Annotated in this window: 22 protein-coding genes; 2 read left to right on the top strand and 20 right to left on the bottom strand. The window is 71.1% G+C overall.

Annotated features, from left to right (window positions below):
* Positions 1-13: 13 nt before the first annotated feature.
* From ABZ192_RS02995 to ABZ192_RS02900, 20 genes are all read right to left on the bottom strand, one after another.
* Positions 14-133 carry a DUF6126 family protein gene (locus ABZ192_RS02995; RefSeq protein ID WP_040903800.1) on the bottom strand — a complete coding sequence of 40 codons (120 nt, stop codon included), beginning with the start codon at positions 131-133 and terminating at the stop codon, positions 14-16.
* Positions 130-774 carry an XRE family transcriptional regulator gene (locus tag ABZ192_RS02990; RefSeq protein ID WP_356922748.1) on the bottom strand — a complete coding sequence of 215 codons (645 nt, stop codon included), beginning with the start codon at positions 772-774 and terminating at the stop codon, positions 130-132. Before ABZ192_RS02990 ends, ABZ192_RS02995 begins: the two co-directional genes overlap by 4 nt.
* Before the next feature lie 59 nt (positions 775-833).
* Positions 834-2,249, bottom strand: coding sequence for an aspartate aminotransferase family protein (locus ABZ192_RS02985; protein ID WP_356922747.1), 1,416 nt, complete (start codon positions 2,247-2,249; stop codon positions 834-836).
* On the bottom strand, positions 2,246-4,141 hold the full coding sequence (gene dxs / locus ABZ192_RS02980) for a 1-deoxy-D-xylulose-5-phosphate synthase (protein ID WP_356922746.1): 1,896 nt from the start codon (positions 4,139-4,141) through the stop codon (positions 2,246-2,248). Before dxs ends, ABZ192_RS02985 begins: the two co-directional genes overlap by 4 nt.
* 29 nt (positions 4,142-4,170) lie before the next feature.
* Positions 4,171-5,328, bottom strand: coding sequence for a flavodoxin-dependent (E)-4-hydroxy-3-methylbut-2-enyl-diphosphate synthase (gene ispG / locus ABZ192_RS02975; protein ID WP_356922745.1), 1,158 nt, complete (start codon positions 5,326-5,328; stop codon positions 4,171-4,173).
* A 4-nt stretch (positions 5,329-5,332) separates the two neighbouring features.
* On the bottom strand, positions 5,333-6,355 hold the full coding sequence (gene hpnH / locus ABZ192_RS02970) for an adenosyl-hopene transferase HpnH (protein WP_356922744.1): 1,023 nt from the start codon (positions 6,353-6,355) through the stop codon (positions 5,333-5,335).
* 5 nt (positions 6,356-6,360) lie between these two features.
* Entirely contained in the window at positions 6,361-7,002 is a 642-nt protein-coding gene (locus ABZ192_RS02965; RefSeq protein ID WP_356922743.1) for a 1-hydroxy-2-methyl-2-butenyl 4-diphosphate reductase, read from the bottom strand.
* Complete coding sequence (gene shc, locus ABZ192_RS02960; RefSeq protein WP_356922742.1) at positions 6,999-9,116, bottom strand: squalene--hopene cyclase; 2,118 nt, start codon at positions 9,114-9,116, stop codon at positions 6,999-7,001. Before shc ends, ABZ192_RS02965 begins: the two co-directional genes overlap by 4 nt.
* 122 nt (positions 9,117-9,238) lie before the next feature.
* On the bottom strand, positions 9,239-10,372 hold the full coding sequence (locus ABZ192_RS02955) for a polyprenyl synthetase family protein (RefSeq protein WP_356922741.1): 1,134 nt from the start codon (positions 10,370-10,372) through the stop codon (positions 9,239-9,241).
* Positions 10,372-11,784, bottom strand: a complete 1,413-nt coding sequence (gene hpnE / locus ABZ192_RS02950; protein WP_356922740.1) for a hydroxysqualene dehydroxylase HpnE — start codon at positions 11,782-11,784, stop codon at positions 10,372-10,374. Before hpnE ends, ABZ192_RS02955 begins: the two co-directional genes overlap by 1 nt.
* A complete protein-coding gene (locus ABZ192_RS02945; protein ID WP_356922739.1) occupies positions 11,781-12,149 on the bottom strand; it encodes a DUF6380 family protein in 369 nt (122 codons plus the stop codon). Before ABZ192_RS02945 ends, hpnE begins: the two co-directional genes overlap by 4 nt.
* Positions 12,146-13,096 (bottom strand): presqualene diphosphate synthase HpnD, encoded by a 951-nt coding sequence (hpnD, locus tag ABZ192_RS02940; protein ID WP_356922738.1) that lies wholly within the window; start codon positions 13,094-13,096, stop codon positions 12,146-12,148. Before hpnD ends, ABZ192_RS02945 begins: the two co-directional genes overlap by 4 nt.
* A complete protein-coding gene (gene hpnC / locus ABZ192_RS02935) occupies positions 13,093-13,995 on the bottom strand; it encodes a squalene synthase HpnC (protein ID WP_356922737.1) in 903 nt (300 codons plus the stop codon). The genes hpnD and hpnC overlap by 4 nt, the downstream gene beginning before the upstream one ends.
* A gap of 360 nt (positions 13,996-14,355) precedes the next feature.
* The gene (locus ABZ192_RS02930) at positions 14,356-15,144 is read right to left on the bottom strand and encodes an ABC transporter ATP-binding protein (protein ID WP_356922736.1); all 789 of its coding nucleotides are present in this window, start codon (positions 15,142-15,144) and stop codon (positions 14,356-14,358) included.
* Positions 15,137-16,066 (bottom strand): ABC transporter permease, encoded by a 930-nt coding sequence (locus ABZ192_RS02925; RefSeq protein ID WP_356922735.1) that lies wholly within the window; start codon positions 16,064-16,066, stop codon positions 15,137-15,139. The genes ABZ192_RS02930 and ABZ192_RS02925 overlap by 8 nt, the downstream gene beginning before the upstream one ends.
* Positions 16,067-16,169: 103 nt before the next feature.
* Positions 16,170-17,042 (bottom strand): glycosyltransferase, encoded by an 873-nt coding sequence (locus ABZ192_RS02920; protein ID WP_356922959.1) that lies wholly within the window; start codon positions 17,040-17,042, stop codon positions 16,170-16,172.
* 5 nt (positions 17,043-17,047) lie between these two features.
* Positions 17,048-17,827 (bottom strand): CDP-alcohol phosphatidyltransferase family protein, encoded by a 780-nt coding sequence (locus tag ABZ192_RS02915; protein WP_356922734.1) that lies wholly within the window; start codon positions 17,825-17,827, stop codon positions 17,048-17,050.
* Positions 17,805-18,866: an iron-containing alcohol dehydrogenase family protein gene (locus tag ABZ192_RS02910; RefSeq protein WP_356922733.1), complete on the bottom strand. Its 1,062-nt coding sequence runs from the start codon at positions 18,864-18,866 to the stop codon at positions 17,805-17,807. The genes ABZ192_RS02915 and ABZ192_RS02910 overlap by 23 nt, the downstream gene beginning before the upstream one ends.
* Positions 18,854-19,606, bottom strand: coding sequence for a phosphocholine cytidylyltransferase family protein (locus ABZ192_RS02905; protein WP_356922732.1), 753 nt, complete (start codon positions 19,604-19,606; stop codon positions 18,854-18,856). Before ABZ192_RS02905 ends, ABZ192_RS02910 begins: the two co-directional genes overlap by 13 nt.
* Complete coding sequence (locus tag ABZ192_RS02900; protein ID WP_356922731.1) at positions 19,603-21,393, bottom strand: DUF5941 domain-containing protein; 1,791 nt, start codon at positions 21,391-21,393, stop codon at positions 19,603-19,605. The genes ABZ192_RS02905 and ABZ192_RS02900 overlap by 4 nt, the downstream gene beginning before the upstream one ends.
* Positions 21,394-21,672: 279 nt before the next feature.
* Here ABZ192_RS02900 and galE point away from each other — a divergent pair, with 279 nt between their 5' ends.
* Together galE and ABZ192_RS02890 are read left to right on the top strand one after the other, a co-directional pair.
* Positions 21,673-22,644, top strand: coding sequence for a UDP-glucose 4-epimerase GalE (gene galE, locus ABZ192_RS02895; protein ID WP_356922730.1), 972 nt, complete (start codon positions 21,673-21,675; stop codon positions 22,642-22,644).
* Positions 22,645-22,803: 159 nt separating this feature from the next.
* On the top strand, positions 22,804-23,742 hold the full coding sequence (locus ABZ192_RS02890) for a cation diffusion facilitator family transporter (protein WP_356922729.1): 939 nt from the start codon (positions 22,804-22,806) through the stop codon (positions 23,740-23,742).
* Positions 23,743-23,829: the final 87 nt, after the last annotated feature.

The raw sequence follows: 23,829 nt of genomic DNA, 5'->3' as shown, positions 1-23,829 counted from the left end.
GCCGGCCCGGCGGCTACTTGGCGCCCACCTCGAAGAGCAGATACACGAAGGCCGCGAAGACATGGCCCACGACGAGGTAGATGAACAGCCGCACCCACAGGGCGCGGGGAAACTTCTCCTCCATGTCCTTCACGGCCTGTCTCCCGGGGTGGGGCCCAGGCACAACGCGGCCGTGGGACTCTGCAAGAGGGTGTGGACGAAGAGCAGTTCGACACCGTCCGGATCCTGGGCGGCGATCCGGTGCGGGGTCAGCGAGTCGAAGTGAGCGCTGTCGCCCGGCGCGAGCTGGTGCGTGGTGTCGCCGAGGCGCAGCCGCAGCCGTCCCCGGAGCACATGGAGCCACTCCTCACCGGGATGGACGCGGACGATGTCGCCCTGGGAGCCGTACGGGACGTGCACGCGCAGGGCCTGCATCCCGCGCCCGGGCGCGCCGGCCTGCCAGTACGTCCAGCCGCCCGCCTCGGTCGGTTCCATGTCGGCGGCGCGTATCACGGCGTCCCGGGCGGCGGCCGTCTCGCCGAGCAGCTCGGCGACGGTCGTACCGTAGATGCGGGCGAGCGCGAGCAGCATCGGCAGGGAGGGCTGGCGCTGCCCGGTCTCCAGGCGGGAGAGGTGGGCGGGCGACAGCCCGGCGGCGCGGGCCGCGGCCTCCAGGGTCAGTGAGGCCTGGCGCCGCAGCGACCGCAGCTGCGGCGCGACGGCGGGCAGCGCATCCGCTGCCTGGTCGGGCGACGGGGCGGCCCCGGAGGGCCGCTCGGTCTCGGAGGAGCTCATGCCTCCATTCAGCCGCACCCTTGCCCCAGCGGCAAATTTCTTGCCTCAGAGGCAAAAGGTCAGCGGTTCGCCACCGCCTGTTTGACGAGTGTCTTGCCGAAGTCCCACACCAGGCCCCCGTCGTGCGCGTCGTCCATCACGGCCGTGAACGCGTCGACGAACCGGTCCACCTCCCGCTCCCCGATGATCAGCGGCGGGATCAGCTTGATCACTTCCATGTGGTCGCCGGAGACCTGGGTGAGGATGCGGTGCTTCTGGAGCAGCGGTACGACGACCATCTGCGCGAACAGTCCCTTGCGCGCGGCCTGGAGCATGGCCCAGCGGCTGCGCAGCTTCAGCGACTTGGGCCGGCCGAACTCGATGCCGATCATCAGGCCCCGCCCGCGGACGTCGGCGAGCATCTCGTACTTGTCCGTCAGCGCCGCGAGCCGGGATCTGAACAGTTCCCCGGTGGCCCGGACCCCCGCGACGATCTGCTCGTTCTCCATCACCGACAGCACCGCCAGGCCTGCCGCCATGGCCTGCGCGTTGGACCCGAAGCTCGCCGAGTGGACCAGCACCCGGTCCATCGACGAGTAGACCTTCTTGAAGATCCAGTCCTTGCCGAGCGTCGCGCCCACCGGCACATAGCCGCCGGAGAGCGCCTTGGCCACGCACACCAGGTCGGGTTCCACGCCCTCCTCGTGCTGGTAGGCGTAGAAGTCGCCGGTGCGGCCGAGGCCCGTCTGCACCTCGTCGGCGATCAGCAGCGCCTTGTGCCGGTGCAGCAGTTCCTGGGCGGCCAGGAGGTAACCGGGCGGGGACTCCAGCACGCCCTTGCCCTGGATCGGCTCGACGATCAGGGCGGCGACGTCGCCCTTCCTCAACTCCCTTTCCAGCGCGTCGAGATCGCCGAGCGGTACGGCCGTGTCGGGCAGCAACGGGGCGAAGCCGTCGCGGAATCCAGACTCCCCGTTGACGGAGAGGGAGCCGGTGGTCAGGCCGTGGAAGGCGTGCGCGCAGTACAGGATCCTGGGCCTGCCGGTGGCGTACCGGGCGAACTTCAGCGCTCCCTCGACGGCCTCCGTACCGCTGTTGCCGAAGAACACCCGGTCCAGGTGGGGGCTGTGCGCGAGCAGCTTCTCGGCGAGCAGGCCCGGGAGCGGCTGGCAGTCGAAGCGGGTGAGGTCGGCGAGCTCGGCGTCCAGGACGTCGTGCAGCGCCTTGCGCACCACGGGGTGGTGACGGCCGAGGCCCATCACCCCGAACCCGGCGAGCATGTCCAGGTAGTCGTTGCCGTCCGCGTCGTAGAAGTAGGCGCCCTCGGCGCGCTCGTAGACCTTGTCGAAGCCGATGGTGTGCAGCATGCGCGGGAGCTGGTGGTTGAGGTACCGGGTGTGCAGCTCGTAGCGCTCGGCCCCGCGCTCGGCCAGCAGGGCCCCGAGGTCGAACTCCCCGGCCTGCGACGACTCCGACGCGGATTCGGCGGTGGTCATTCCTGTGGCTCCTTGGACAGCTCTTTCTTCACGGTCAGGCTGGCGCTGATCCGTCCGGCGACCTCGACGGGTGTCAGGCCGATGTCGGCGAGCACCTCGCCGCGCTTGGCGTGCGCGAGGAACTGCTCCGGGATCCCGAAGCGCCGTACGGGCACGTCGACTTCGGCGTCTCCCAGCGCCAGCGCCACGGCCGAACCGACCCCGGCTGCCCGGCTGTTGTCCTCGACGACGGCGACCAGGCGGTGTTCGGCGGCGAGAGAGGGCAGCGCCGGGTCGACGGGCTTGACCCAGCGCGGGTCGACGACGGTGCAGCCGATGCCGCGGGCTTCGAGCAGTTCGGCGGCCTGGAGGCAGACGGGCGCCATCACCCCCACGGCCACCAGCAGGACCTCCGGCTCGGGAGCACGGTGCAGCACGTCCAGTCCGCCCACCCGGTCCACGGCCGGGATCGACGGGCCGACGGACTCCTTCGGGAAGCGCAGCAGCGTCGGCGCGTCGTCGACCGCGACGGCCTCGCGCAGCTGGGCGCGCAGCTGGTCGGCGTCCCGCGGCGCGGCGATCCTGAGGCCGGGGACGACCTGGACGATCGACATGTCCCACATGCCGTTGTGGGACGGCCCGTCGACACCAGTGACACCGGCCCGGTCCAGCACGAAGGTCACCCCGCACCGGTGCAGGGCCACATCCATCAGGAGCTGGTCGAAGGCGCGGTTGAGGAAGGTGGCGTAGACGGCGACGACCGGGTGCAGACCGCCCGTCGCCAGACCCGCCGCGGACACGGCCGCGTGCTGCTCGGCGATACCGACGTCCCACACCCGGTCCGGGAACCGCTCGGCGAACCCGCCCAGGCCGACCGGATGGAGCATGGCGGCGGTTATCGCGACGACGTCGTCCCGCTCCTCGCCGATCCTGACGATCTCGTCGCCGAACACGGAGGTCCACGAGGGGCCGCCCGCCGGGGAGAGCGGCACGCAGGTCAGCGGGTCCATGACGCCGACGGTGTGGAAGTGGTCCTCCTCGTGGGCGAGGGCGGGTTCGTAGCCGCGGCCCTTCTCCGTGAGGCAGTGGACGAGGACCGGACCGTGGAAGCGTTTCGCGCGCCGCAGGGCGGACTCCACGGCCCCGATGTCGTGCCCGTCGATCGGGCCCACGTACTTCAGGCCCAGGTCCTCGAACAGGCCCTGCGGGGCGAACGCGTCCTTGAAGCCCTTCTTCGCGCCGTGCAGGGCCTCGTAGAGGGTGGTGCCGACCAGGGGCGTGCCCTGGAGCACGTCCTTGCCCCAGGCGAGGACCCGCTCGTAGCTGTCGGTCGTGCGCAGCGTCGCGAGGTGGTCGGCGAGGCCGCCGATGGTCGGGGCGTAGGAGCGTTCGTTGTCGTTGACGACGATGATCAGCGGGCGGTTCTTGGCGGCCGCGATGTTGTTGAGCGCCTCCCAGGCCATGCCGCCGGTCAGGGCGCCGTCGCCGATCACCGCGACGACATGGCCCTTCTCCCCCTGCACCTGGCGTGCCTTGGCGAGCCCGTCGGCCCAGCCGAGCGCCGTGGAGGCGTGACTGTTCTCGATGACGTCGTGCTCGGACTCCTCGCGCGAGGGGTAGCCGGACAGGCCGCCCTTGCCGCGCAGCTTGGAGAAGTCCTGGCGGCCGGTCAGCAGCTTGTGGACGTAGCTCTGGTGGCCGGTGTCCCACAGAATGCGGTCGACCGGCGACTCGAAGACCCGGTGCAGGGCGACGGTGAGCTCCACCACCCCCAGGTTCGGCCCCAGGTGACCCCCGGTCCTGGCGACCGCGTGCACCAGGAACTCCCTGATCTCGTCGGACAGTTCGCCGAGTTCCGCCTCGGACAGCGCCTTCAGGTCGCGTGGTCCCCGGATGGTCTCCAGAATCGTCACGATCGGGCCCCCTTCGAATTCCGTGCTCTTCAGCTCACGGTGACGGCCGGCTCCCCCGACCCCACGCCGTCCTGCTCCATCTGTTCGGCGAGCTTCATCGCCTCTTCGATCAGCGTCTCGACGATCTTCGACTCGGGGACGGTCTTGATGACCTCGCCCTTGACGAAGATCTGCCCCTTGCCGTTGCCGGAGGCCACCCCCAGATCGGCCTCCCGTGCCTCGCCGGGGCCGTTGACCACACACCCCATGACGGCGACCCGCAACGGCACTTCCATGCCCTCGAGTCCGGCCGTGACCTCGTCGGCGAGCTTGTACACATCCACCTGGGCGCGTCCGCAGGACGGGCAGGAGACGATCTCCAGCCGGCGCTGCCGCAGCCCGAGCGACTCCAGGATCTGGATGCCGACCTTGACCTCCTCGGCCGGCGGCGCGGACAGCGACACCCGGATGGTGTCGCCGATGCCCCGCGACAGCAGCGCGCCGAAGGCCACCGCCGACTTGATCGTGCCCTGGAACGCCGGGCCCGCCTCCGTCACACCGAGGTGCAGCGGATAGTCGCAACTCTCGGCGAGCTGCCGGTACGCCTCGATCATCACGACCGGGTCGTTGTGCTTGACGGAGATCTTGATGTCCCGGAAGTCGTGCTCCTCGAACAGGGACGCCTCCCACAGCGCGCTCTCCACGAGCGCCTCCGGGGTCGCCTTGCCGTACTTCTGGAGCAGCCGTCGGTCCAGCGAGCCGGCGTTGACGCCGATCCGGATCGGGGTGCCGTGGTCCTTGGCGGCCTGCGCGATCTCCTTGACCCGGTCATCGAACTGCTTGATGTTGCCGGGGTTGACGCGGACCGCCGCGCAGCCCGCCTCGATCGCGGCGAAGACGTACTTCGGCTGGAAGTGGATGTCCGCGATCACCGGGATCTGCGACTTGCGCGCGATGGTCGCCAGCGCGTCCGCATCGTCCTGCGTGGGGCAGGCGACCCGGACGATCTGGCAGCCGGACGCGGTGAGTTCGGCGATCTGCTGCAAGGTGGCGCCGATGTCCGACGTACGGGTCGTCGTCATCGACTGCACCGACACCGGGGCCCCGCCCCCGACCGTCACCGGACCGACCTGGATCCGGCGCGTCACGCGCCGCTCCGCGATCGGCCGGACCGGTACCTCGGGAACGCCCAGCGGGATGGCGGTCATGGCCTCACTCCCGGTTTCCGGAGACCGTCTCGCGCATGGCGCGCAGGGACTCCTTCAGCGATCCCATGGTGGCGAGGACGGCGGTGGGCTCGTAGCCGCAGTGCGCCATGCAGTTGGCGCAGCGCGGGTCCTTGCCGCGGCCGTACTTGTCCCAGTCGGTGTCCTCGACCAGCTCCCGGTAGGTCGGCACGTAGCCGTCGGCCATCAGGTAGCAGGGGCGCTGCCAGCCGAAGAGCGAGTAGTTCGGGATCGCCCAGGCCGTGCAGGGGAAGTCGACCTTGCCCTCCAGGAAGTCCAGGAAGAGCGGGGAGTGGTTGAGCCGCCAGCGGCGCCGGTTGCCGCCCGCGAAGGCCTTCTTGAACAGCTCGCGGGTCTGCTCCACGCCGAGGAAGTGCTCCTGGTCGGGGGCCTTCTCGTAGGCGTAGGCAGGCGAGATCATCATCTCGTCGACCTTGAGGTCGTCGTTGAGGAAGTTCAGCACCTCGATGATGGTCTGCGGGGTGTCGGTGTTGAAGAAAGTCGAGTTGGTGGTCACCCGGAAGCCCTGCCGCTTGGCCTCCTTGATGGCCTCGACCGCCTCGTCGAACACGCCCTCCTTCGCCACCGACTCGTCGTGCCGCTCGCGCAGCCCGTCGATGTGCACCGCGAAGGCGAAGTAGGGGGAGGGCTTGAACTTGTCCATCTTCTTGCGCAGCAGCAGGGCGTTGGTGCAGAGGAAAACGTACTTCCGCTTGGCCACCAGCTGACGCACGATCTCGTCGATCTGCGGATGCATCAGCGGCTCGCCGCCGGCGATGGACACCATGGGGGCACCGGACTCCAGCACGGCCCCCACGGCCTGGGCGACCGGCATCCGCTGCTTGAGCACCCCGGCCGGGTGCTGGATCTTGCCGCACCCCTCGCACTTGAGGTTGCAGGCGTACAGCGGCTCCAGCTCGACGATGAGCGGGAACTTGTCCCGCCGGCGGAGCTTCTGTTCAGCCAAGTATGTAGCGACCTTGATGGACTGTCGGAGCGGCATGGCCATCTGGCTCACCTCCTGGGGAGCAGCAAGAAACGGTGCCATTCGAAGAAAGCGGGTAGGACGGAACGAAGAACACGGAAAGCTGATATTCCACCGCGCACCGTGCCGATCCGGACGAGTTCATGTTCTGGAGCGTCCACGACCACCCGGACGGCCGCAACCGGGCGCTCGCCCGCGCGCACGGCGCTCAGGAGCGTGGCCGCCGACTCCATGTCGGCCGCGATCGCGCCGGTCGCGCGCAGATCCGACCGTTCGTGACCGCGGACGACGTGGTCGGAGCCGGTGAGCGGCCCGGTGTGCACGGTCCGCCCGGGCACCGTGCGGCCCAGCTCCTTGACCAGCAGGTCGGTCCCGACGCAGGCGGTCGTACCGCGCGGGTCGCGGGTCTCCTCGGCGACGACGAGGTCACCGGGGTGCATGCCCGGCGCGAGCCCCGCGCAGAAGCCGGTGGCCAGGACGGCGGCGTCGCGCAGGGCCGGGCCGGCGAGCATCCGGGTGACGGACCGCTCGGCCGCCACCGGCCCCATCCCGGTCCGCAGCACGGTGACCGGCCCGCCGGCGCCGCCACGGTCTCCCGCGCGCAGGGCGAACTGCTCGATGCCGAGCGCGCAGGCGATCAGCAGCGGGGCCGGAGCGGGCTGTGTGCTCATCCGCTCCCCTCGGCGTCGGCGAGCGGCTGCCCGGTCTCCCCGCTCCCCCTGGCCACGGCGAGCGGTCTCCCGGCCGCCCCGCTGCCCTCGGCCGCCCCCCTGCCCTCGGCCGCCCCTCCGCTCTGGTGCCGGCCGGCGAAGGGCTCGCCGTGCAGGTACCGGCCGAGCGCGGTGAGCGGGAACACCTGCCGGTAGAGGTGGTAGTTGATCGAGAAGTCCCACGGGAAGCCCGTCCCCGTGAAGTACGGCTCGTCCCAGGAACCGTCCGCCCGCTGGGTGGCGGCGAGCCACTCGATGCCGCGTTCGACGGCCTTGGACTCCCGCTCCCCCGCCGCGAGCAGGGCCATCAGGGCCCAGGCCGTCTGGGAGGCGGTCGAGGCGCCCCTGCCGCTCCACTCCTTGACGTACTTGTAGGAGCGCAGGTCCTCGCCCCAGCCGCCGTCGTCGTTCTGGACCGACTCCAGCCAGGTCACGGCCCGGCGGATCGCCGGGTGCGCGGCGGGGATGCCCGCGGCGACCAGAGCGGGTACGACGGACCCGGTGCCGTAGACGTAGTTGACGCCCCAGCGCCCGAACCACGAGCCGTCGGGCTCCTGTTCGGCCAGCAGCCACTCGATGCCACGCCGGGTGCGCGGATCGTGGGCGAGTCCCTCCACCGCGAGCATCTCGACGACGTGCGCGGTGACGTCGGCAGAAGGCGGGTCGATGACCTCCCCGAAGTCGCAGAAGGGCAGCCGGTTCGGGAACGGGCTGGTGTTGTCGACGTCGAAGGCGGCCCACGCGCCGTTCTTCGACTGCATGCCGAGCGTCCAGCGCACGCCGCGCCCGACGGCCTTGTCGACCCGCACCGGGTCGTGGTGGGCGATCCGGCGCAGCGCGAGGATCACCTCGGCGGTGTCGTCGATGTCGGGGTAGTTGTCGTTGTGGAACTCGAACGCCCAGCCGCCGGGCGGCAGTCCGGGCCGCTGCACCGACCAGTCACCGGGCCGGACGATCTCCTCGCCCAGCATCCAGTCCGCGGCCTTCACCAACTGCGGGTGGTCGGCGGGCAGCCCGGCGTCCGCCAGCGCGATCGCGGCCAGGCAGGTGTCCCACACCGGCGACTGGCAGGCCTCGATCATCCGGGCCCCGTCCTCACGCCACACGGCGAACCGGTCCAGGGACGCCAGCCCCTCCCGCATCACCGGGTGCTCCAGGTCGTAGCCGAGCAGGTGCAGGGCGATGATCGAGTACACGGCCGGGGGCTGGATGCCGCCCCAGCAGCCGTCGTTCTCCTGCCGCTCGATGATCCAGCGGGCGGCGCTGTTCATCGCGGCTCTGCGCAGCCGGCGCGGCGCGACCTTCCGCAGGGCGTGCAGGCCCTTGTCCATCCGCTGGAAGGCCCCGTCCCAACTGAACGCCGGGCCAAGCGGCTTGACCGGGTTCGGACGGTCCGGGTCGGTGTGCAGCTCGTCCAGCGGGAAGGGCGCGGGGCGTACCGGCCGCTTTGCGGAGACGATCGTCAGCGGGACGATGGTCTGCCGCGCCCAGCAGCCGAAGTCGTAGATGTTGAGCGGCACCCACTTCGGGAAGTAGATGAGCTCCGGGGGCAGTTCGGGCAGGTCCTCCCACTTCCACCAGCCGAACAGGGCCAGCCAGATCCGGGTGAAGACCCGGGCGGCGGCGATGCCGCCCTGCTCGCGGATCCAGGCGGAGGCCTTCACCATGTGCGGTGCGCCGGGCTCGTCACCGGCCAGGCGGAGGGCGACGTAGGCCTCGATGGTGGCGGAGAGTTCGCCGGGGCCGCCGTAGAAGGTGGCCCAGGTGCCGTCCTCGCGCTGCTCGCCGCGGATGAACAGCGCGGCGGCCTGTGTGGTCTTCTCGTCGCGGATACCGAGGAACTGGCGGAGCATCAGATCCTCGGCGTCCATCGTGACGTTCGTCTCGAGGTCGCCCTTCCACCAGCCCTGGGCGTCCTGGAGGGAGAGCAGGAAGTCGGTGGCGCGTTGTGCGGCGCGGGCGGCGGCTTGCGGTACCCCGGCCGCCGCGGGGGTGGTGTCGTCGATGGCGGTGTCGCTGGCCGCGGCAGCGCGGGGTGGCAGGGCCCCGGTGCTTCCGTCGGTCGTCGCTGTCATGGCTTCCCCTTCGTGCAGTGGTGCAAGGTGTGCAGCTGCTGTGGGTCCGCCGTCGGCCGGTGCTCCGTGGTGTCTCGCGGCACCGGCCGGCGACTACGCGAGGGCTATTCGACCGATAGTGATCATCTCTTTCGTACGACGACGAAGTCCGCGAGGGCCGTGAACTGCTCCCGCACCCGGTCGGGCATGTCGACGGCGTCGAGGGCTTCGATGGCGATGGTGTGCTGACGGCGTGCCTCGTCGGCGGTCCATTCGCGGCCGCCCGCCTCCTCGATGAGGGCGGCGCGGGCCGCGAACTCCTCCTCGGAGAAGTTCTCGAAGTCGCTGGCCTTGGCGTCCGCGGCGAGGATCTCGCCGAGCCGCTCGGAGGCGGACCCGCCCGCCGCGAGCGCGGCCACGACCGGCAGCGACTTCTTGCGCTGGCGCAGGTCGCTCCAGGTCTGCTTGCCGGTGGAGTCCGGGTCGCCCCAGATGCCGAGGAGGTCGTCGACGGCCTGGAAGGCGAGGCCCAGGTGGTAGCCGTACTTCTCCAGCGTGTCGGCGGTGCGGTCGTCGGCGCCGCCGAGCACCGCGCCGATGGAGCTGGCGCAGGCGAGCAGGGCGCCGGTCTTGTTGCCCTCCATCTCCAGGCACTCCTCGACGGTGACGCGGTCGCGGTGCTCGTAGGAGATGTCCTGGGCCTGACCGTCGATCAGGGCGCGGGTGGCGGTGGTCAGGCGGCGGGTGGCGCGGCCGGCCTCGACGGTGCCGAGTTCGAGCAGCACCTCGTTGGCGAGGGCGAACAGGGCGTCGCCGACCAGGATGGCCTGGGCGGGGCCGTGCACCTTCCAGACCGTGTCGCGGTGGCGGCGCTGTTCGTCGCCGTCCATCAGGTCGTCGTGGAGGAGGGAGAAGTTGTGGACGAGTTCCACGGCGACGGCGCCGGGGATGCCGGTCTCGGGGGCGGCGGACATGACCTCGGCGGACAGCACCGCGAGGGCGGGGCGTACGGCCTTGCCGCCGTCGCCCGCCGCGGGCCGGCCCTGGGCGTCGATCCATCCGAAGTGGTAGGCGGCAACAGTGTCCATGGGAGGTGCCAGGCGGTCGATGGCCGCCCGCAGTACCGGAGTGGCCAGGGTCCGGCCGCGCTCCAGCAGCGCGGTCACGTCCACCGCCTCGGCAGTCTTCGAGGCCGGGGGCACAGTGGGCACAGTCTCTCCTCTTGTTGCGGTACCGGGGGTGCGGGGGCCGTCTGCCGCGCTGTTGTGAGCGAGCATCACGCCGCCTCCTCGAACTCGAAGAGGTGCCGCGGGCGGGGCCGGCCCAGGGCGCCCAGCACGGCGTCCGCCGCGCTCACACCACTGCGGACCGCACTCTCCATGGTCGCGGGCCACCCGGTGGCGGTCCACGCTCCGGCCAGGTACAGGCCGGATGCCTTGGTGCGGGCGCCGGGCCTGAGGCGCCCGACGCCAGGGGTGGGAGCGAACGTCGCGGTGCGCTCCCGGGTGACGAAGAAGTCCAACACTTCGGCGCCGCGGGCCGGCGGCAGCAGCCGCTCCAGCTCGGGCAGGTACCGCTCGCGCAGCACGGCCACGGGTTCGTCGATCTCGTCCTGGGCCACCGACTGCGACAGCGCGAGGTACTGCCCCTGGCGCAGTCCGGACGCCTCGGTACGGTCGAACACCCACTGCACCGGGGTGCCGAGGGCGGCGAAGAAGGGCCGCGTGAGCACCTTGCGGTCATACACCACATGGACGTTGAGGATCGGCGCGGTGCCGATCTCCAGGAGCCGCTCCGGCGCGTCGAGGGCACCCGCGGGCAGCAGGTCGTGCGCCTCGCGCTGGGGTACGGCGAGCACGACGGCGTCGGCCTGGAGCGTCTCGCCGGGAACCTGGACGCTCCACCCTCCGTTCACATTCTCGGATACGGAGGTGACGCGTGTACGGACCTCGGTACGGACGCCGGCGGAGTCGAGCGCCTTGCGGGCCAGCCGGTCGTGCAGGTCGCCGAGCGGGACGCGAGCCCAGCCGATGTCGGCCGCGCCCGGGTCGGACAGCAGACCGGTCTTGAACACCATCGCGGCGAGCCCCAGGGAGGCGTCGCCCGCGACGGCGTTGAGGGTGGCGACCCCGACCAGGTCCCACAGGGCCTCGACGGCGCGCTTCGACTGGCCGTGCGCGGCCAGCCAGCTTCCGAAGTCCTGCGTGTCCAGGGCGGGGTCGGCGAGGTCGAGCCCCTTGAGCGCGAGTGCGGCCCGGCCCACCTTGGCGCGGTCGGCGAGCGACAGGTGCGGATAGGTGGCGAGACTGCGGCCCAGGTGCAGCGGTACGGGCAGCGCGTCGCGCCGCAGCCTGCCGAGCCGTCGCCCCGCGGGCCGCTCGGCGTCCAGGACGGGCACGTCGAGCCGGTCCTGGAGCGGGGCCAGCGCCGCGCCCTCGATGCGGTCGAGGAACCAGCGGTAGGCGGTGCAGCAGCGCAGGTACACATGCTGTCCGTTGTCGACGGTCAGCTCGCCGCGCCGGAAGGAGAAGGCCAGTCCGCCGAGTCTCGGCCTGCCCTCCAGCAGGGTGACGCGCACGCCGGCGTCGGCGAGCGCGAGCGCGGCGGTGATGCCGGCGAGCCCGCCGCCCACCACGACGGTGTACCGACCGTCGGCGACCGGTCCCCGGGATTCCGTGCCTTGGGTCATCGTGCGCCCTCCCCTGTGCGGCGGCCGTACCGCTCGAACGACGCACGACCGACCGTCTCCGTCAGGGACGCCACCCCACGCCGGAGGGTTGCCCACCGGTTGTCTGCGACGGTTTGGCCGAGAGGGGCGTCGTGGCCGCGCCCGGCCGTCGGGGCCACGCGGGCGCAACCGCCCGGCCCGGCGCCGACGACCGCGACTCGCCCCCGTCGAGACGCCAGGGACGGCACGGGCTGGACCTCACGGCAGGCGTGCGGGGCGTGCAGCACCGCGGTCTCCGGCGTCGCCCGGCCGCGCAGGCCCGCGCCCGCGCGGCGGGCGTGAGCCCGGTCGCCGGTGGCATCCCCCTGGATCGGTCCGTCCGTCACGCGCGCCTCCTGACCGTCCGTCGGGTCACGTGGCGGGCGTCCAGGCCCGACAGGCCGCGCACGGCGACGTAGGCCTTCTCCCGCCCGGGCAGGGAGACGCGGCCGCGCAGCACGGCCTCGGGGTCGCGTTCGATGCGGTCGAGGAGGCGGCGGTAGATGCCGGCCATGGCGGCGACGCACGCGCCGCTGCGCCGGTCGAGCATGGGGAGCAGCCGGTAGCCCTCGGCGAAAAGAGCGCGGGCCCGTCGCACTTCGAAGTGCACGAGGCCCGCGAAGTCGGAGCCCTCCGGTGGCCGTGGCCCGGAGAACCCGGCCGAGCAGCCGAATTTGGCGAGGTCGTCGGCGGGCAGATAGGTGCGCCCGCCGACGGCGTCCTCACGGACGTCCCTGAGGATGTTGGTGAGCTGGAGCGCGAGCCCCAGCGTGTCGGCATACTCGGGCGCGCGCTCGACGCCGCGTGCCCCCGGCTCGGTGCCGAACACACCGAGCGAGAGCCGCCCGATGGCCCCCGCCACACAGCGGCAGTACACCTTCAGGTCGTCCCAGGTCTCGTAGGTCTCGCCGCGTACGTCCATCAGGACGCCGTCGATGAGCTCGTCCAGGCCGCCGAGCGGGATCGGGAAGTGCCCGGCGGCGTGCGTGAGGGCGACGGCGACCGGGTCCGTGTCGTCCTCCGCCACCTCGCCCTCGCGGATCCGGGTGAGCAGCGACCGGGTCTCCTCCAGGCGGGCCACCTTGACGTCGTCGGCGAGCGCACCGTCACCGATGTCGTCGACCCGCCGCGAGAACGCGTACAGCGCCGACATCGCACGGCGCTGGGGCGTCGGCAGCAGCCGGATGCCGTAGGCGAAGTTACGGGCCTGCCGCCCGGTGACGGCCTCGCAGTAACTGTAGGCGGCGAGTACCGGTGGGGACGCGTGTGGTTCCGACTCCACGGTCCGGATCACCTCTCTCCTCGCAGAGTCACGCCCACCTCACGCAGCAACCGGACCTTGCCGGGCTTGGGCGGGCCGGGAAGTACGTCGTAATCGGCGGCGGCGATCGCGCGGACGGCCGCCCTTCCTCCCGCCACGAACCCTGCGAGCAGCAGCTTCAACCTGCCGTGGACGCTACCCACCAGGGGGGCGCCTTCATTCAGGAGATCCCGGGCCCTTTGCGCTTCGTACGCAATCAGCGCACGGACCGACGCTCCGGCGGATTTCGTGGCGAGGTCCGCCTCTTCGACGTGAAAGCGCTTCATGTCGGCGGCGGGCAGGTAGACACGGTCGCGGCCGAGGTCCTCTGCCACGTCCTGGAGGTGCTCGACGATCTGGAGGGCCGTGCAGATCATGTCGGAGCGGCGGATCCGCTCGGGCGTCGAGGTGCCGGTGACGGCGAGGACGAGACGGCCGACGGGGTTGGCGGAGAGCTCGCAGTAGGCGAGGAGGTCGTCGTAGGTCTCGTACCGGCCGACCAGCTGGTCCTGGCGGTTGGCGGCGATCAGGCCGAGGAACGGCTCGGGGGTCAGGGAGCACCGGCGGACGGTCGGCTGGAGGCGGCGCAGCAGGGGGTGGCGCGGGGTCGAGTCGAAGACCCTGCGCAGGTCGGCCTCGAAGGCGTCCAGCAGGACCAGCCGGTCCTCGGCCTCCTGCGGGGACACGCCGAGCAGTCGGGCGTCGGCGCCGCCGGGGGCCAGGTCGCCGTCGCCGATGTCGTCGACGAGACGGGCGAAGCCGTAGACGGCCATGAGGTCGGTGCGCCAGGCCCGGGGCAGGAAGAACGGGGCCACCGGGAAGTTCTCGCCCGCGGCCTTGTCGAGCGTGCCGCGCTCCGGGTCGAGGGCGCGCGCCGTGCCGGTTCCCGTCACCGCCGGCTGCCCGGCGCGAGGACGGCACGTGCTGCGTGGAGCTGGGGAGTTTCCGTAGCCATCGCCGTCACATCTCCCGTTCTACACTGCCGACCCAATACACACTATTTCGGACACGCCGCCCAGCCGTCCGCACGGCGGTGCGACGAGCGATGTCGCGCATTATCGCCCTGATTGCCGCGTTTCGGGACCGGTACAGCTTACGTTGTACAACGCATCGAGGATCGCCAGGGTGTCCCGCGCATCACGAGAACACACCGATTGGCCCCAAGATTCCTGAGTAAGCCCGGAGTTGACGCTTCTTTTGCCAGACGCAGGGCCTCGCCGGAACAGTTCCGGCGAGGCCCTGGGCGTGCCGGACTACTTGCCGGTGAACTTCTCGTACTCCTTGAGCACCTCGTCGGTCGGGCCGTCCATGCGCAGCTCGCCGCGTTCCAGCCACAGGACGCGGTTGCAGGTGTCGCGGATCGACTTGTTGTTGTGACTGACCAGAAACACCGTGCCGGCTTCCTTGCGCAGCTCCCGGATGCGGTCCTCGGAACGCTTCTGGAACTTGCGGTCACCGGTGGCCAGGGCCTCGTCGATCATCAGGACGTCGTGGTCCTTGGCCGCGGCGATGGAGAAGCGGAGACGGGCCGCCATACCGGAGGAGTAGGTGCGCATGGGCAGGGTGATGAAGTCGCCCTTCTCGTTGATGCCGGAGAAGTCGACGATGTCCTGGTAGCGCTCCTTGATCTCCTCCCGGGACATGCCCATGGCGAGCCCGCCCAATATGACGTTGCGCTCGCCGGTGAGGTCGTTCATCAGGGCCGCGTTGACGCCGAGCAGCGAGGGCTGGCCGTCGGTGTAGACCTTGCCCTGCTCGGCGGGGAGCAGACCGGCGATGGCGCGCAGCAGCGTCGACTTGCCGGAGCCGTTGGAGCCGATCAGGCCGATGGCCTCGCCGCGGTACGCCACGAAGGAGACGCCGCGTACGGCGTGCACCTTGCGCACGCCTCGCGCCGTGTCGTCGGAGCCGCGCTTCAGGATGCGGCTGAGGGCGGCGGTGGCACTGCCCTTGCCGGTCTTGGCGCCGTTGACGCGGTAGACGATGTGCAGGTCGTCCGCGATGACGGTGGGGATGCGTTCGTCCTGCCTCTGCTCAGCCACGGCCGTACCTCTCCTCCGCCTTCCAGAAGTACACGAAGCCGCCCAGGGCGAACAGCACGGCCCAGCCGCCCGCGGCCGCCCAGACGTGGTCGGGCAGGTACTTCTGGTCGTAGTCGTCGATGAGGGCGAAGCGCATCAGATCCATGTAGATGGCGGCCGGGTTCCACTGGAGGACGTTGGAGATCCAGGCCGGCTTGTCCGCGAGGAAGATCGGGATGGAGAACATCACCCCGGACGCGTACATCCACGTCCGCATCACGAACGGCATGAGCTGCGCGAGGTCCGGGGTCTTGGCGCCCGCCCGGGCCATGATCAGCGCGAGGCCGGTGTTGAAGCAGAACTGGAGGACGAGCACCGGCACGATCAGCAGCCAGGACAGGTCCGGGTAGTGGCCGAAGCCGACCGCGATGGCGAACAGCACGATCATCGAGAACAGCAGCTGCTGGAGCTGCTGGAGCGCGAAGGAGATCGGCAGCGAGGCGCGCGGGAAGTGCAGGGCGCGGACCAGGCCGAGGTTGCCGGAGATCGCGCGCACGCCCGCCATCACCGAGCTCTGCGTGAAGGTGAACACGAACACGCCCGTGACCAGGAACGGGATGTAGACCTCGCGGGACATGCCCCGGTCTGCCTCCAGGAGCAGGCCGAAGATGAAGAAGTACACGGCCGCGTTCAGCAGTGGTGTGGCCACCTGCCACAGCTGGCCGAGCTTGGCCTGGCTGTACTGGGCGGTCAGCTTCGCGCGGGAGAAGGCGAGGATGAAGTGCCGCCGGTCCCAGAGCTGACGGACGTACTCGATGAGGGACGGCCGGGCGCCGCTCACGCTCAGCCCGTACTTGGCGGCGAGCTCCCTCGCCGTGAGTCCCTCGTCGGGCGCCGCGGGCGCGCTGACCGCGACCGTGGCGTCGTGCGTTGTCTCACTCACTAGTGGAAACTTTCGTCTTCGAGATGCGCGGCCTGTCCGGGCCTGCATGAGCCGGGGGCCAGGGTACGGCCCGGGTGCTCCCGGATACTCCGATACGAGCTTGTCAGATGACGGGGGGCCGGCCCAGCCGGGTCAGCCGCCACACCGTACGCCACTTCATCGGACGGCGTGGCCCGCACGGGGTGGTCCAGCCCTCGCGGAATCCGCCGAACCAGGCCCGCAGGGCGGGGCCGGAGGGACGGCGTACGAGGGTGAGCAGCAGCCACACGCCGAGGTAGACGGGGACGAGCGGTGCGGGGAGGTTGCGGCGGGCGAGCCAGACGCGGTTGCGGGCGACCATGCGGTGGTAGACCGCGTGTCGCGAGGGAGCGGTCGTCGGGTGGTACAGCACCATGTCGGACCGGTAGTCGATCATCCAGCCCGCGTCGAGGGCCCGCCATGCCAGGTCGGTTTCCTCGTGAGCGTAGAAGAATGCGTCCGGGAGTCCGCCGACCTCGGCGAAGACCCGGGTGCGCACGGCGTTGGCGCCGCCGAGGAAGGTGGTGACCCGGGAGGAGCGCATCGGGTCGGCGGCGCGCAGCCGGGGGACGTGGCGGCGCTGGGTGACGCCGGTGTCCGGGTCGGCTATGCGGAAGCTGATGATGCCGAGCTTCGGGTCGGCCTCGAAGGCCTTGCGGCACAGCTCGGCGGTGTCGTGGCCGGCCAGCAGGCCGTCGTCGTCGAGGAACAGCAGGATGTCGACGTCTCGGCCGACCGGGCCGAAGGCCTCGATGCCGACGTTGCGGCCGCCGGGTATGCCGAGGTTCTCCGGCAGTTCGATCGTGCGGACGCCTTCGGGGACGTCCGGGACGGGCGAGCCGTTGCCGACGACGACCACCTCGACCGGGTCGCCGTCCTGCTTGGCGACCGAGTCGAGCAGGGCGCGCAGCTCGTCGGGGCGGTTGCCCATGGTGATGATGACGGCGCCGACCTTCATACCGCTCACTTCAGCCTGCTCGAAGCGAGGATCGACACCAGGTGGAGCAGGGTCTGCACCAGCGCGATGCCGGCCAGCACGGCCACACCGAGCCGGGAGAAGAACAGGTCGCCGCGGACCTGGTCGGCGATCGCCAGGACGAGGATCAGCAGGGACGCCTCGATACCGAGGATGAGGCGGTGGAACTTGAGCGCGGCGGCGGCCTTGCGGGCCAGCGCCATGCCGGAGGAGCGGATCTCGGCGGCGGCCTCCTCGACCGGCGGCTTCCCGGCCTGGTGCCGGGCGACGCCGACGAGGTCGGTCTCGGCCTTGATCAGGATGGCGCCGAGGGCGGCCAGGGTGCCGAGGAAGGCCCACAGCCAGTCGATCCGGCCGCTGCCCCACAGGTCGGCGGCTCGCAGGCCGAAGCCGGTGAGCACGGCGGCGTCGGTGAGGTAGGCGCCGACACGGTCCAGGTAGACGCCGTTGAGGGAGTACTGCTTCTTCCAGCGGGCGATCTCGCCGTCGACGCAGTCCAGCAGGAGGTACATCTGGACGCACACCACGCCGAGCACGGCGCCCGGGATCCCCGGCACGAGAAGTGCCGGGGCCGCGAGCACACCGAAGACGGTCATCAGGTAGGTGAGCTGGTTGGGCGTGACCCTGGTGTTGACCAGGTAACGGTCGACCCGCAGGGACACCTCACGCATGTAGAGGCGTCCCATCCAGTGCTCACCGCTGCGCCGGTCCTTCACCCCCGGGGGGTGAACGACGGGGCGTAGTTCAGCTACCGATGGCCTTGACATAGTCGGTGTAGGTGTCCTTGATCTGTTCGGTGTTCAGGTCGAGGTGTTCGAGGATGGTGTAGCGGCCGGGCCGGGTCTCCGGGGCGAACTCGACGGCCTTGACGAACTCGTCCGTCGTGAAGCCGATCTCGTCCGGCAGCACGGGCAGCCCGTGCCGGCGCAGCACCTCGGCCATGTAAGCCGACTGCTCGTGCGCCCCGCGCAGCCACATCGCGAAGGCCGCGCCGAGACCGCACTGCTCGCCGTGGGCGGCGGCCCGCCTCGGGTAGAGCAGGTCGAAGGCGTGGTTGATCTCGTGGCAGGCCCCGGAGGACGGCCGTGAGTCGCCCGACACCGACATGGCGATGCCGCTGAGGACCAGCGCCTCGGCGAGCACCTGGAGGAAGTCGTTGTCCCCGATGCCGCCCGGGTGCCGCAGTACGGCCTCGCCGGCCTGGCGGGCCATGGCCGCCGCGAGTCCGTCGATCCGCTCGCCCTTGACGCGGCCCGCCAGCTCCCAGTCGGCGATCGCCGAGATGTTGGAGACGGCGTCGCCGATGCCGGCGCGGACGAAGCGGACCGGGGCCTCGCGGATGACGTCCAGGTCGATGACGACCGCGATCGGGTTCGGCACGCCGTAGGAGCCGCGGCCCGCGTCGTTGTCGAGGGTGGCGACCGGCGAGCACAGGCCGTCGTGCGCGAGGTTCGTGGGCACGGCGACCAGGGGCAGGCCGACGCGTGCCGCGGCGAACTTCGCGCAGTCGATGATCTTGCCGCCGCCGAGGCCGACGACCGCGTCGTAGTGGCCGGCCTTTATGTCGCTCGCCAGCCGGACCGCGTCGTCGAGGGTGCCGCCGCCGACCTCGTACCAGGTGGCGCCGGGCATGCTCGGCGAGATGCGCTCGCGCAGCCTGGCGCCGGAGCCGCCGCTGACGGCGACGGCGAGGCGGCCGGAGTGCGAGATGCGCTCGTCGGCGAGGACGCACGCCAGGTCGTCGAGGGCACCCGGGCGGATGTCCACGACCAGCGGCGAGGGGATGAGCCGGGTCAGTACTGGCATGCGATCTCCCGTCCACGGGCGAGATCGTCGTGGTTGTCGATCTCCACCCACTTGACGTCGCCGATCGGCGCCACGTCGATACGGAAGCCGCGGTTCACCAGCTCCTGGTAGCCGTGCTCGTAGAACTGCTGCGGGTCGGTCTCCCACACGGTCTTCAGCGCGTCGGCCAGTTCGGCGGCCGCGTCGCCCTCGATGAGGGTGACGCCGATGTACTCGCCGGTGGCCTCGGCGGGGTCCATCAGCTTGGTGATCTTCGTCATGCCCTTGGCGGGGTCGACGACGACCTTCATCTCCTCGTCGGCCAGGTCCTTGACCGTGTCCAGAGCGAGGATGATCTTCTTGCCGTCGCCGCGGGCGGCGAGCAGCGTCTTCTCGACGGAGACCGGGTGGACGGTGTCGCCGTTGGCGAGGATCACCCCGTCCTTGAGGGCGTCACGCCCGCACCACAGGGAGTAGGCGTTGTTCCACTCCTCGGCCTTGTCGTTGTCGATGAGGGTGAGCTCGAGGCCGTACTTCGCCTCCAGCGCCTCCTTGCGCGCGTACACGGCCTCCTTGCGGTAGCCGACGATGATCGCGGCTTCGGTGAGGCCGACCTCGGCGAAGTTGGCCAGGGTCAGGTCGAGAACCGTGGGTTCGCCTTCTATGCCCGCGGGGCCCACCGGCACCAGAGCCTTGGGAAGGCTGTCGGTGTAGGGGCGCAGACGCCGTCCGGCGCCGGCCGCCAGCACGAGGCCGATCATGCGGGTTCTCCTTCATCGTGTACGGCGGGCGCCCCTGCGGACACCCAGAAGCGGATGCTCTCGACGAGCACCACCAGGGCCACGGCCACGGCGAGGACCGTGAGCGCGACCGTGAACTGCGAGGCGGTGAGCAGCGCGGCGAGGACGGTGACGAGCAGCGTCCGTCCTTCGTGCCCCCCGATGGAACGCACCAGCCAGGCCGGGGGCGCTCCGGCGTTGCCGCGGATGCGGTACACCGTGTCGTAGTGATGGTAGGCGACCGCGGCCACCAGCCCGAAAGCCGCAGGAAGGGCTCCGTTGACGTCGGCTTTGGCCGCCAGCACCAGCACGGTCAGGTATTCACCGGCCCGGAAGAAGGGCGGAACCAGCCAGTCGAGGGCCCCCTTGAGAGGGGGGGCCAAGGCGGGCACCGAGATCAGCGCGTAGAAGGTGGCGCCCAGGACCGGCGTCCAGCTGCCGTACGGTGCGGCCGCGGCGCCGAGGACGACGGCGGCCGCGCCGACGAAGGCGAGGTAGGCCCGGGCGAAGCCCTTCCCGCGCGCGATGCGGCTCAGGACGCGGGCGAGGGGGCCCGAGTCCGCCAGGTCCGCCAGCGCCTGCGCCGCCCGGTCGGTCCGCTGCGCCTTCCGCGTCACGGACCGCAGCACCCGGCCCGCTGTCGTGTACGTCGCCGCGAAGGCGCAGCCGATGAGCAGCGCCCAGAAGGTGATGCGGGGAGTCGTGGCCGCCGTGAGCACGGCGATCATCGCCCAGCGCTCGCCGATGGGCAGGACGATCATGCGGCGCACCCAGACCGTCCAGCCGACGCTGTCGAGCTTGTCGGAGAGGGCGGCGGTGGGGCTGGTGTTGGCGGTGGCGTCGTGGTTGGCCTCGTTGAAGGAGAAGTCCACGACGTGCCGGCAGGTCTGCAGGACCATGGCGCCGAGGGCGAGGGCCCAGACGTCGTCGCCGCCTCGGGCGGCACCGAGGGCGAGGCCGGCGTAGTAGGCGTACTCCTTGGCCCGGTCGAAGGTGGCGTCGAGCCAGGCGCCGAGCGTGGAGTACTGCAGGGAGTAGCGGGCGAGCTGGCCGTCGGTGCAGTCCAGTACGAAGGACGCGATCAGCAGGACGCCGGCCGCGACGAAGCCGCCGCGGGTGCCGGTGGCCGCGCAGGCCGCCGCTATGAGGGCGGTGAGCAGCGAGGCGGTGGTGACCTGGTTCGGGGTCAGTCCGCGGCGGGCGCACCAGCGGGCGATGTAACGGGAGTACGGGCTGATGCAGTAGGTGGTGAAGAAGCCGTCGCGGGACTTCACGGCCGACTTCAGGCGTACGGCCTCGTCGTCGACGTCCGTCACGGCCTGCCGTGCCTCGTTGCGGGCCTGCGGGTCGGCGGGGACGGCGGCGACGAGGCTGCCCAGCTCGGGGCGGTGCACCTCGGTGCCGTCGGCGTCCAGGGAGGTGACGATGCGGTCGGCGAGGCTGTCGACCAGGGTGGTGCCGCCGCCCGCGGAGTTCTCGCGGGCCATCGCCCGGGTCAGGGCCTGGCGGCCGGCCGGCTGAGCCGTGACGGCGCCGGGGATCGCGGCGAGCGGGAAGCGGGGGTCGGTGAGGCCGAGGCGCAGCGCGTGCACATGCCCCACGAACCGGGCGTCGACCACGGCCACACGCTGCTCGCCCGGCACGCCGGCGAGGAGGGTCTCGGCCTCGGCGGCGTCGGCCGCGACCCGCACGTCGAAGCCGAGGGACCGCAGATCGCCCTCGATCGACGATCCGGGGACCGGCTGACCGGTGAGGATGGCGGTCGACAACCGAATTCACTCCCTGGGTACCGACGCGTCCGCGCCAGTGCTGTACATGGTGGGGGCGCCCGCGCCGGAAAGCTCCCGGGCGGCATGTCGGCAGAGGCTATCGGATGCCGGGAGGGCCCCGTTCACCGCCTGTTCGGCAGATCGATCGACGTGGTTCGCACAGGCCTTTGCCGCGATCATCATCGTGGATCCGGGGCCCGCCCCACAAACCGCGCCTCCCAGACCGGACATCGAGGACATCGGGCCGGGTCCGGTCAGGGCCGCATAGGGTGGGCGACCATGACTTGGCTGATCACCGGCGGTGCCGGCTACATCGGGGCCCACGTGGCCAGGGCCATGGACGAGGCCGGGGAGCGCGTCCTCGCGCTGGACGACCTCTCGGCCGGGGTTCCCGCGCGGCTCCCGGCGGGCGTACCGCTCGTCGAGGGCTCGTCGCTCGATGGTGACCTGCTGAAACGGGTGTTCTCCGAGCACGGCGTGACGGGTGTGGTGCATCTCGCGGCGCGCAAGCAGGTCGCCGAGTCCGTCGCGCAGCCGACGCGGTACTACCGGGAGAACGTCGGCGGTCTGGTGACCCTCCTGGAGGCGGTCGCCGGGGCCGGGATCGAGCGCTTCCTGTTCTCGTCGTCGGCGGCGGTGTACGGCGACCCGGGTGTGGACCTCATCACGGAGGACACGCCCTGCGCGCCGGTGAACCCGTACGGCGAGACGAAGCTCGCCGGGGAGTGGCTGGTGCGGGCGGCGGGCCGGGCGCACGGGATCTCCACCGTATGTCTGCGCTATTTCAACGTGGCGGGAGCGGCCGCGCCGGAACTGGCCGACACGGGCGTCTTCAACATCGTGCCGATGGTCTTCGACCGGCTCACGCGCGACGAGGCGCCCAGGATCTTCGGTGACGACTATCCGACCCCGGACGGCACCTGCGTCCGTGACTACATTCACGTCGCCGACCTGGCCGAGGCGCATCTCGCGGCGGCCCGGCGGCTCGCCGGCGGGGACGTCACGGGCGATCTGACGGTCAACATCGGCCGGGGCGAGGGCGTCTCGGTGCGCGAACTCATCACGGTCATCGGCGAGGTCACCGGTGACCGCCGGCCACCGCTCGTCGAGGGCCGCCGTCCCGGGGACGCGCCGCGGGCGGTCGCCTCGGCGGCCCGGGCGGCGGAGGAACTCGGCTGGACCGCGCGGCGCGGAGTGCGCGAGATGGCCGAGTCGGCCTGGCGCGGCTGGCTCCTGCACCACGGCTCCTGAGCCCCCTGAGGGTGCCCTGACCTGCACATCGTTTCCGCAGGTCAGGGCACATGACAACGGTGTTCAATGCCGCGTTGCACATACCCCCTCCCCGTAGTTCACTGGGGTGCTCGATCGCGATCAGAGCGACAATCGGATGAATACCGGAGGGCTGCTTTCATGGGGGCTGGGCACGATCACGGGCACGCTCACGGCGCGCCGGCCGGCGCGACGGCGACCTCGGCGTACCGCGGCAGGCTGCGGGTCGCGCTGGCGATCACGCTCGGCGTCGTGGTCGTCCAGATCGTCGGCGGGCTGCTCGCCGACTCGCTCGCGCTGGTCGCGGACTCGGCGCACATGGCGACGGACGCGCTGGGCCTGGGCATGGCGCTGCTCGCGATCCACTTCTCGAACCGCCCGCCCAGCGACCAGGCGACCTTCGGCTACGCCCGCGCCGAGATACTCGCCGCCCTGGCCAACTGTCTGCTGCTGCTCGGGGTCGGCGGGTACGTCCTGTACGAGTCGGTCCAGCGCTTCGTCACTCCGGCGGACACCGAGGGCCACCTCGCTGTCGTGTTCGGTGTCATCGGCCTGGTCGCCAACATGGTGTCGCTGGCGCTGCTGATGCGCGGCCAGAAGGAGAGCCTGAACGTCCGCGGCGCCTTCCTGGAGGTGGCGGCGGACGCCCTGGGTTCGGTCACGGTGATCGTCTCCGCCCTGGTGATCATGTTCACCGGCTGGCAGGCCGCCGACCCGATCGCCTCGCTCGTCATCGCGCTGATGATCGTGCCGCGCACGGTGAAGCTGCTGCGCGAGACCCTGAACGTCCTGCTGGAGGCGGCGCCCAAGGGTGTCGACATGGCTCAGGTGCGGGCCCACATCCTGGCGACCGACGGGGTGGAGGACGTCCACGACCTGCACGCCTGGACGATCACCTCCGGCATGCCGGTGCTGTCGGCGCACGTGGTCGTCAGCTCGGACGTCCTGAGCGCGATCGGCCACGAGAAGATGCTCCACGAGCTCCAGGACTGCCTCGGCGGCCACTTCGACGTGGAGCACTGCACCTTCCAGCTGGAGCCGGGCGGGCACGCGGAGCACGAGGCGCACCTCTGTCACTGACGCGCCCGCCTCTGAGACCTCTGAGGCTGATGTGGCTGGTGGGGGCATTGTCTCGGAATGCGCCGGGGTACGCAGCCCTCCGGCGCG

The organism is Streptomyces sp. NPDC006235, assembly GCF_040613735.1.
In the GTDB taxonomy this organism is placed as follows: domain Bacteria; phylum Actinomycetota; class Actinomycetes; order Streptomycetales; family Streptomycetaceae; genus Streptomyces.
The sequence above is the reverse complement of the archived record's forward strand: the minus strand, read 5'-3'. Positions and strand labels throughout refer to the sequence as shown.

Coding starts and splice junctions, on each gene's coding strand:
- ABZ192_RS02990 (WP_356922748.1), bottom strand. CDS start 774: ATGAGCTCCTCCGAGACCGAGCGGCCCTCCGGGGCCGCCCCGTCGCCC.
- ABZ192_RS02985 (WP_356922747.1), bottom strand. CDS start 2,249: ATGACCACCGCCGAATCCGCGTCGGAGTCGTCGCAGGCCGGGGAGTTC.
- ispG (WP_356922745.1), bottom strand. CDS start 5,328: ATGACCGCCATCCCGCTGGGCGTTCCCGAGGTACCGGTCCGGCCGATC.
- hpnH (WP_356922744.1), bottom strand. CDS start 6,355: ATGGCCATGCCGCTCCGACAGTCCATCAAGGTCGCTACATACTTGGCT.
- ABZ192_RS02965 (WP_356922743.1), bottom strand. CDS start 7,002: ATGAGCACACAGCCCGCTCCGGCCCCGCTGCTGATCGCCTGCGCGCTC.
- shc (WP_356922742.1), bottom strand. CDS start 9,116: ATGACAGCGACGACCGACGGAAGCACCGGGGCCCTGCCACCCCGCGCT.
- ABZ192_RS02955 (WP_356922741.1), bottom strand. CDS start 10,372: ATGCTCGCTCACAACAGCGCGGCAGACGGCCCCCGCACCCCCGGTACC.
- hpnE (WP_356922740.1), bottom strand. CDS start 11,784: ATGACCCAAGGCACGGAATCCCGGGGACCGGTCGCCGACGGTCGGTAC.
- ABZ192_RS02920 (WP_356922959.1), bottom strand. CDS start 17,042: ATGAAGGTCGGCGCCGTCATCATCACCATGGGCAACCGCCCCGACGAG.
- ABZ192_RS02915 (WP_356922734.1), bottom strand. CDS start 17,827: ATGTCAAGGCCATCGGTAGCTGAACTACGCCCCGTCGTTCACCCCCCG.
- ABZ192_RS02910 (WP_356922733.1), bottom strand. CDS start 18,866: ATGCCAGTACTGACCCGGCTCATCCCCTCGCCGCTGGTCGTGGACATC.
- ABZ192_RS02905 (WP_356922732.1), bottom strand. CDS start 19,606: ATGATCGGCCTCGTGCTGGCGGCCGGCGCCGGACGGCGTCTGCGCCCC.
- galE (WP_356922730.1), top strand. CDS start 21,673: ATGACTTGGCTGATCACCGGCGGTGCCGGCTACATCGGGGCCCACGTG.
- ABZ192_RS02890 (WP_356922729.1), top strand. CDS start 22,804: ATGGGGGCTGGGCACGATCACGGGCACGCTCACGGCGCGCCGGCCGGC.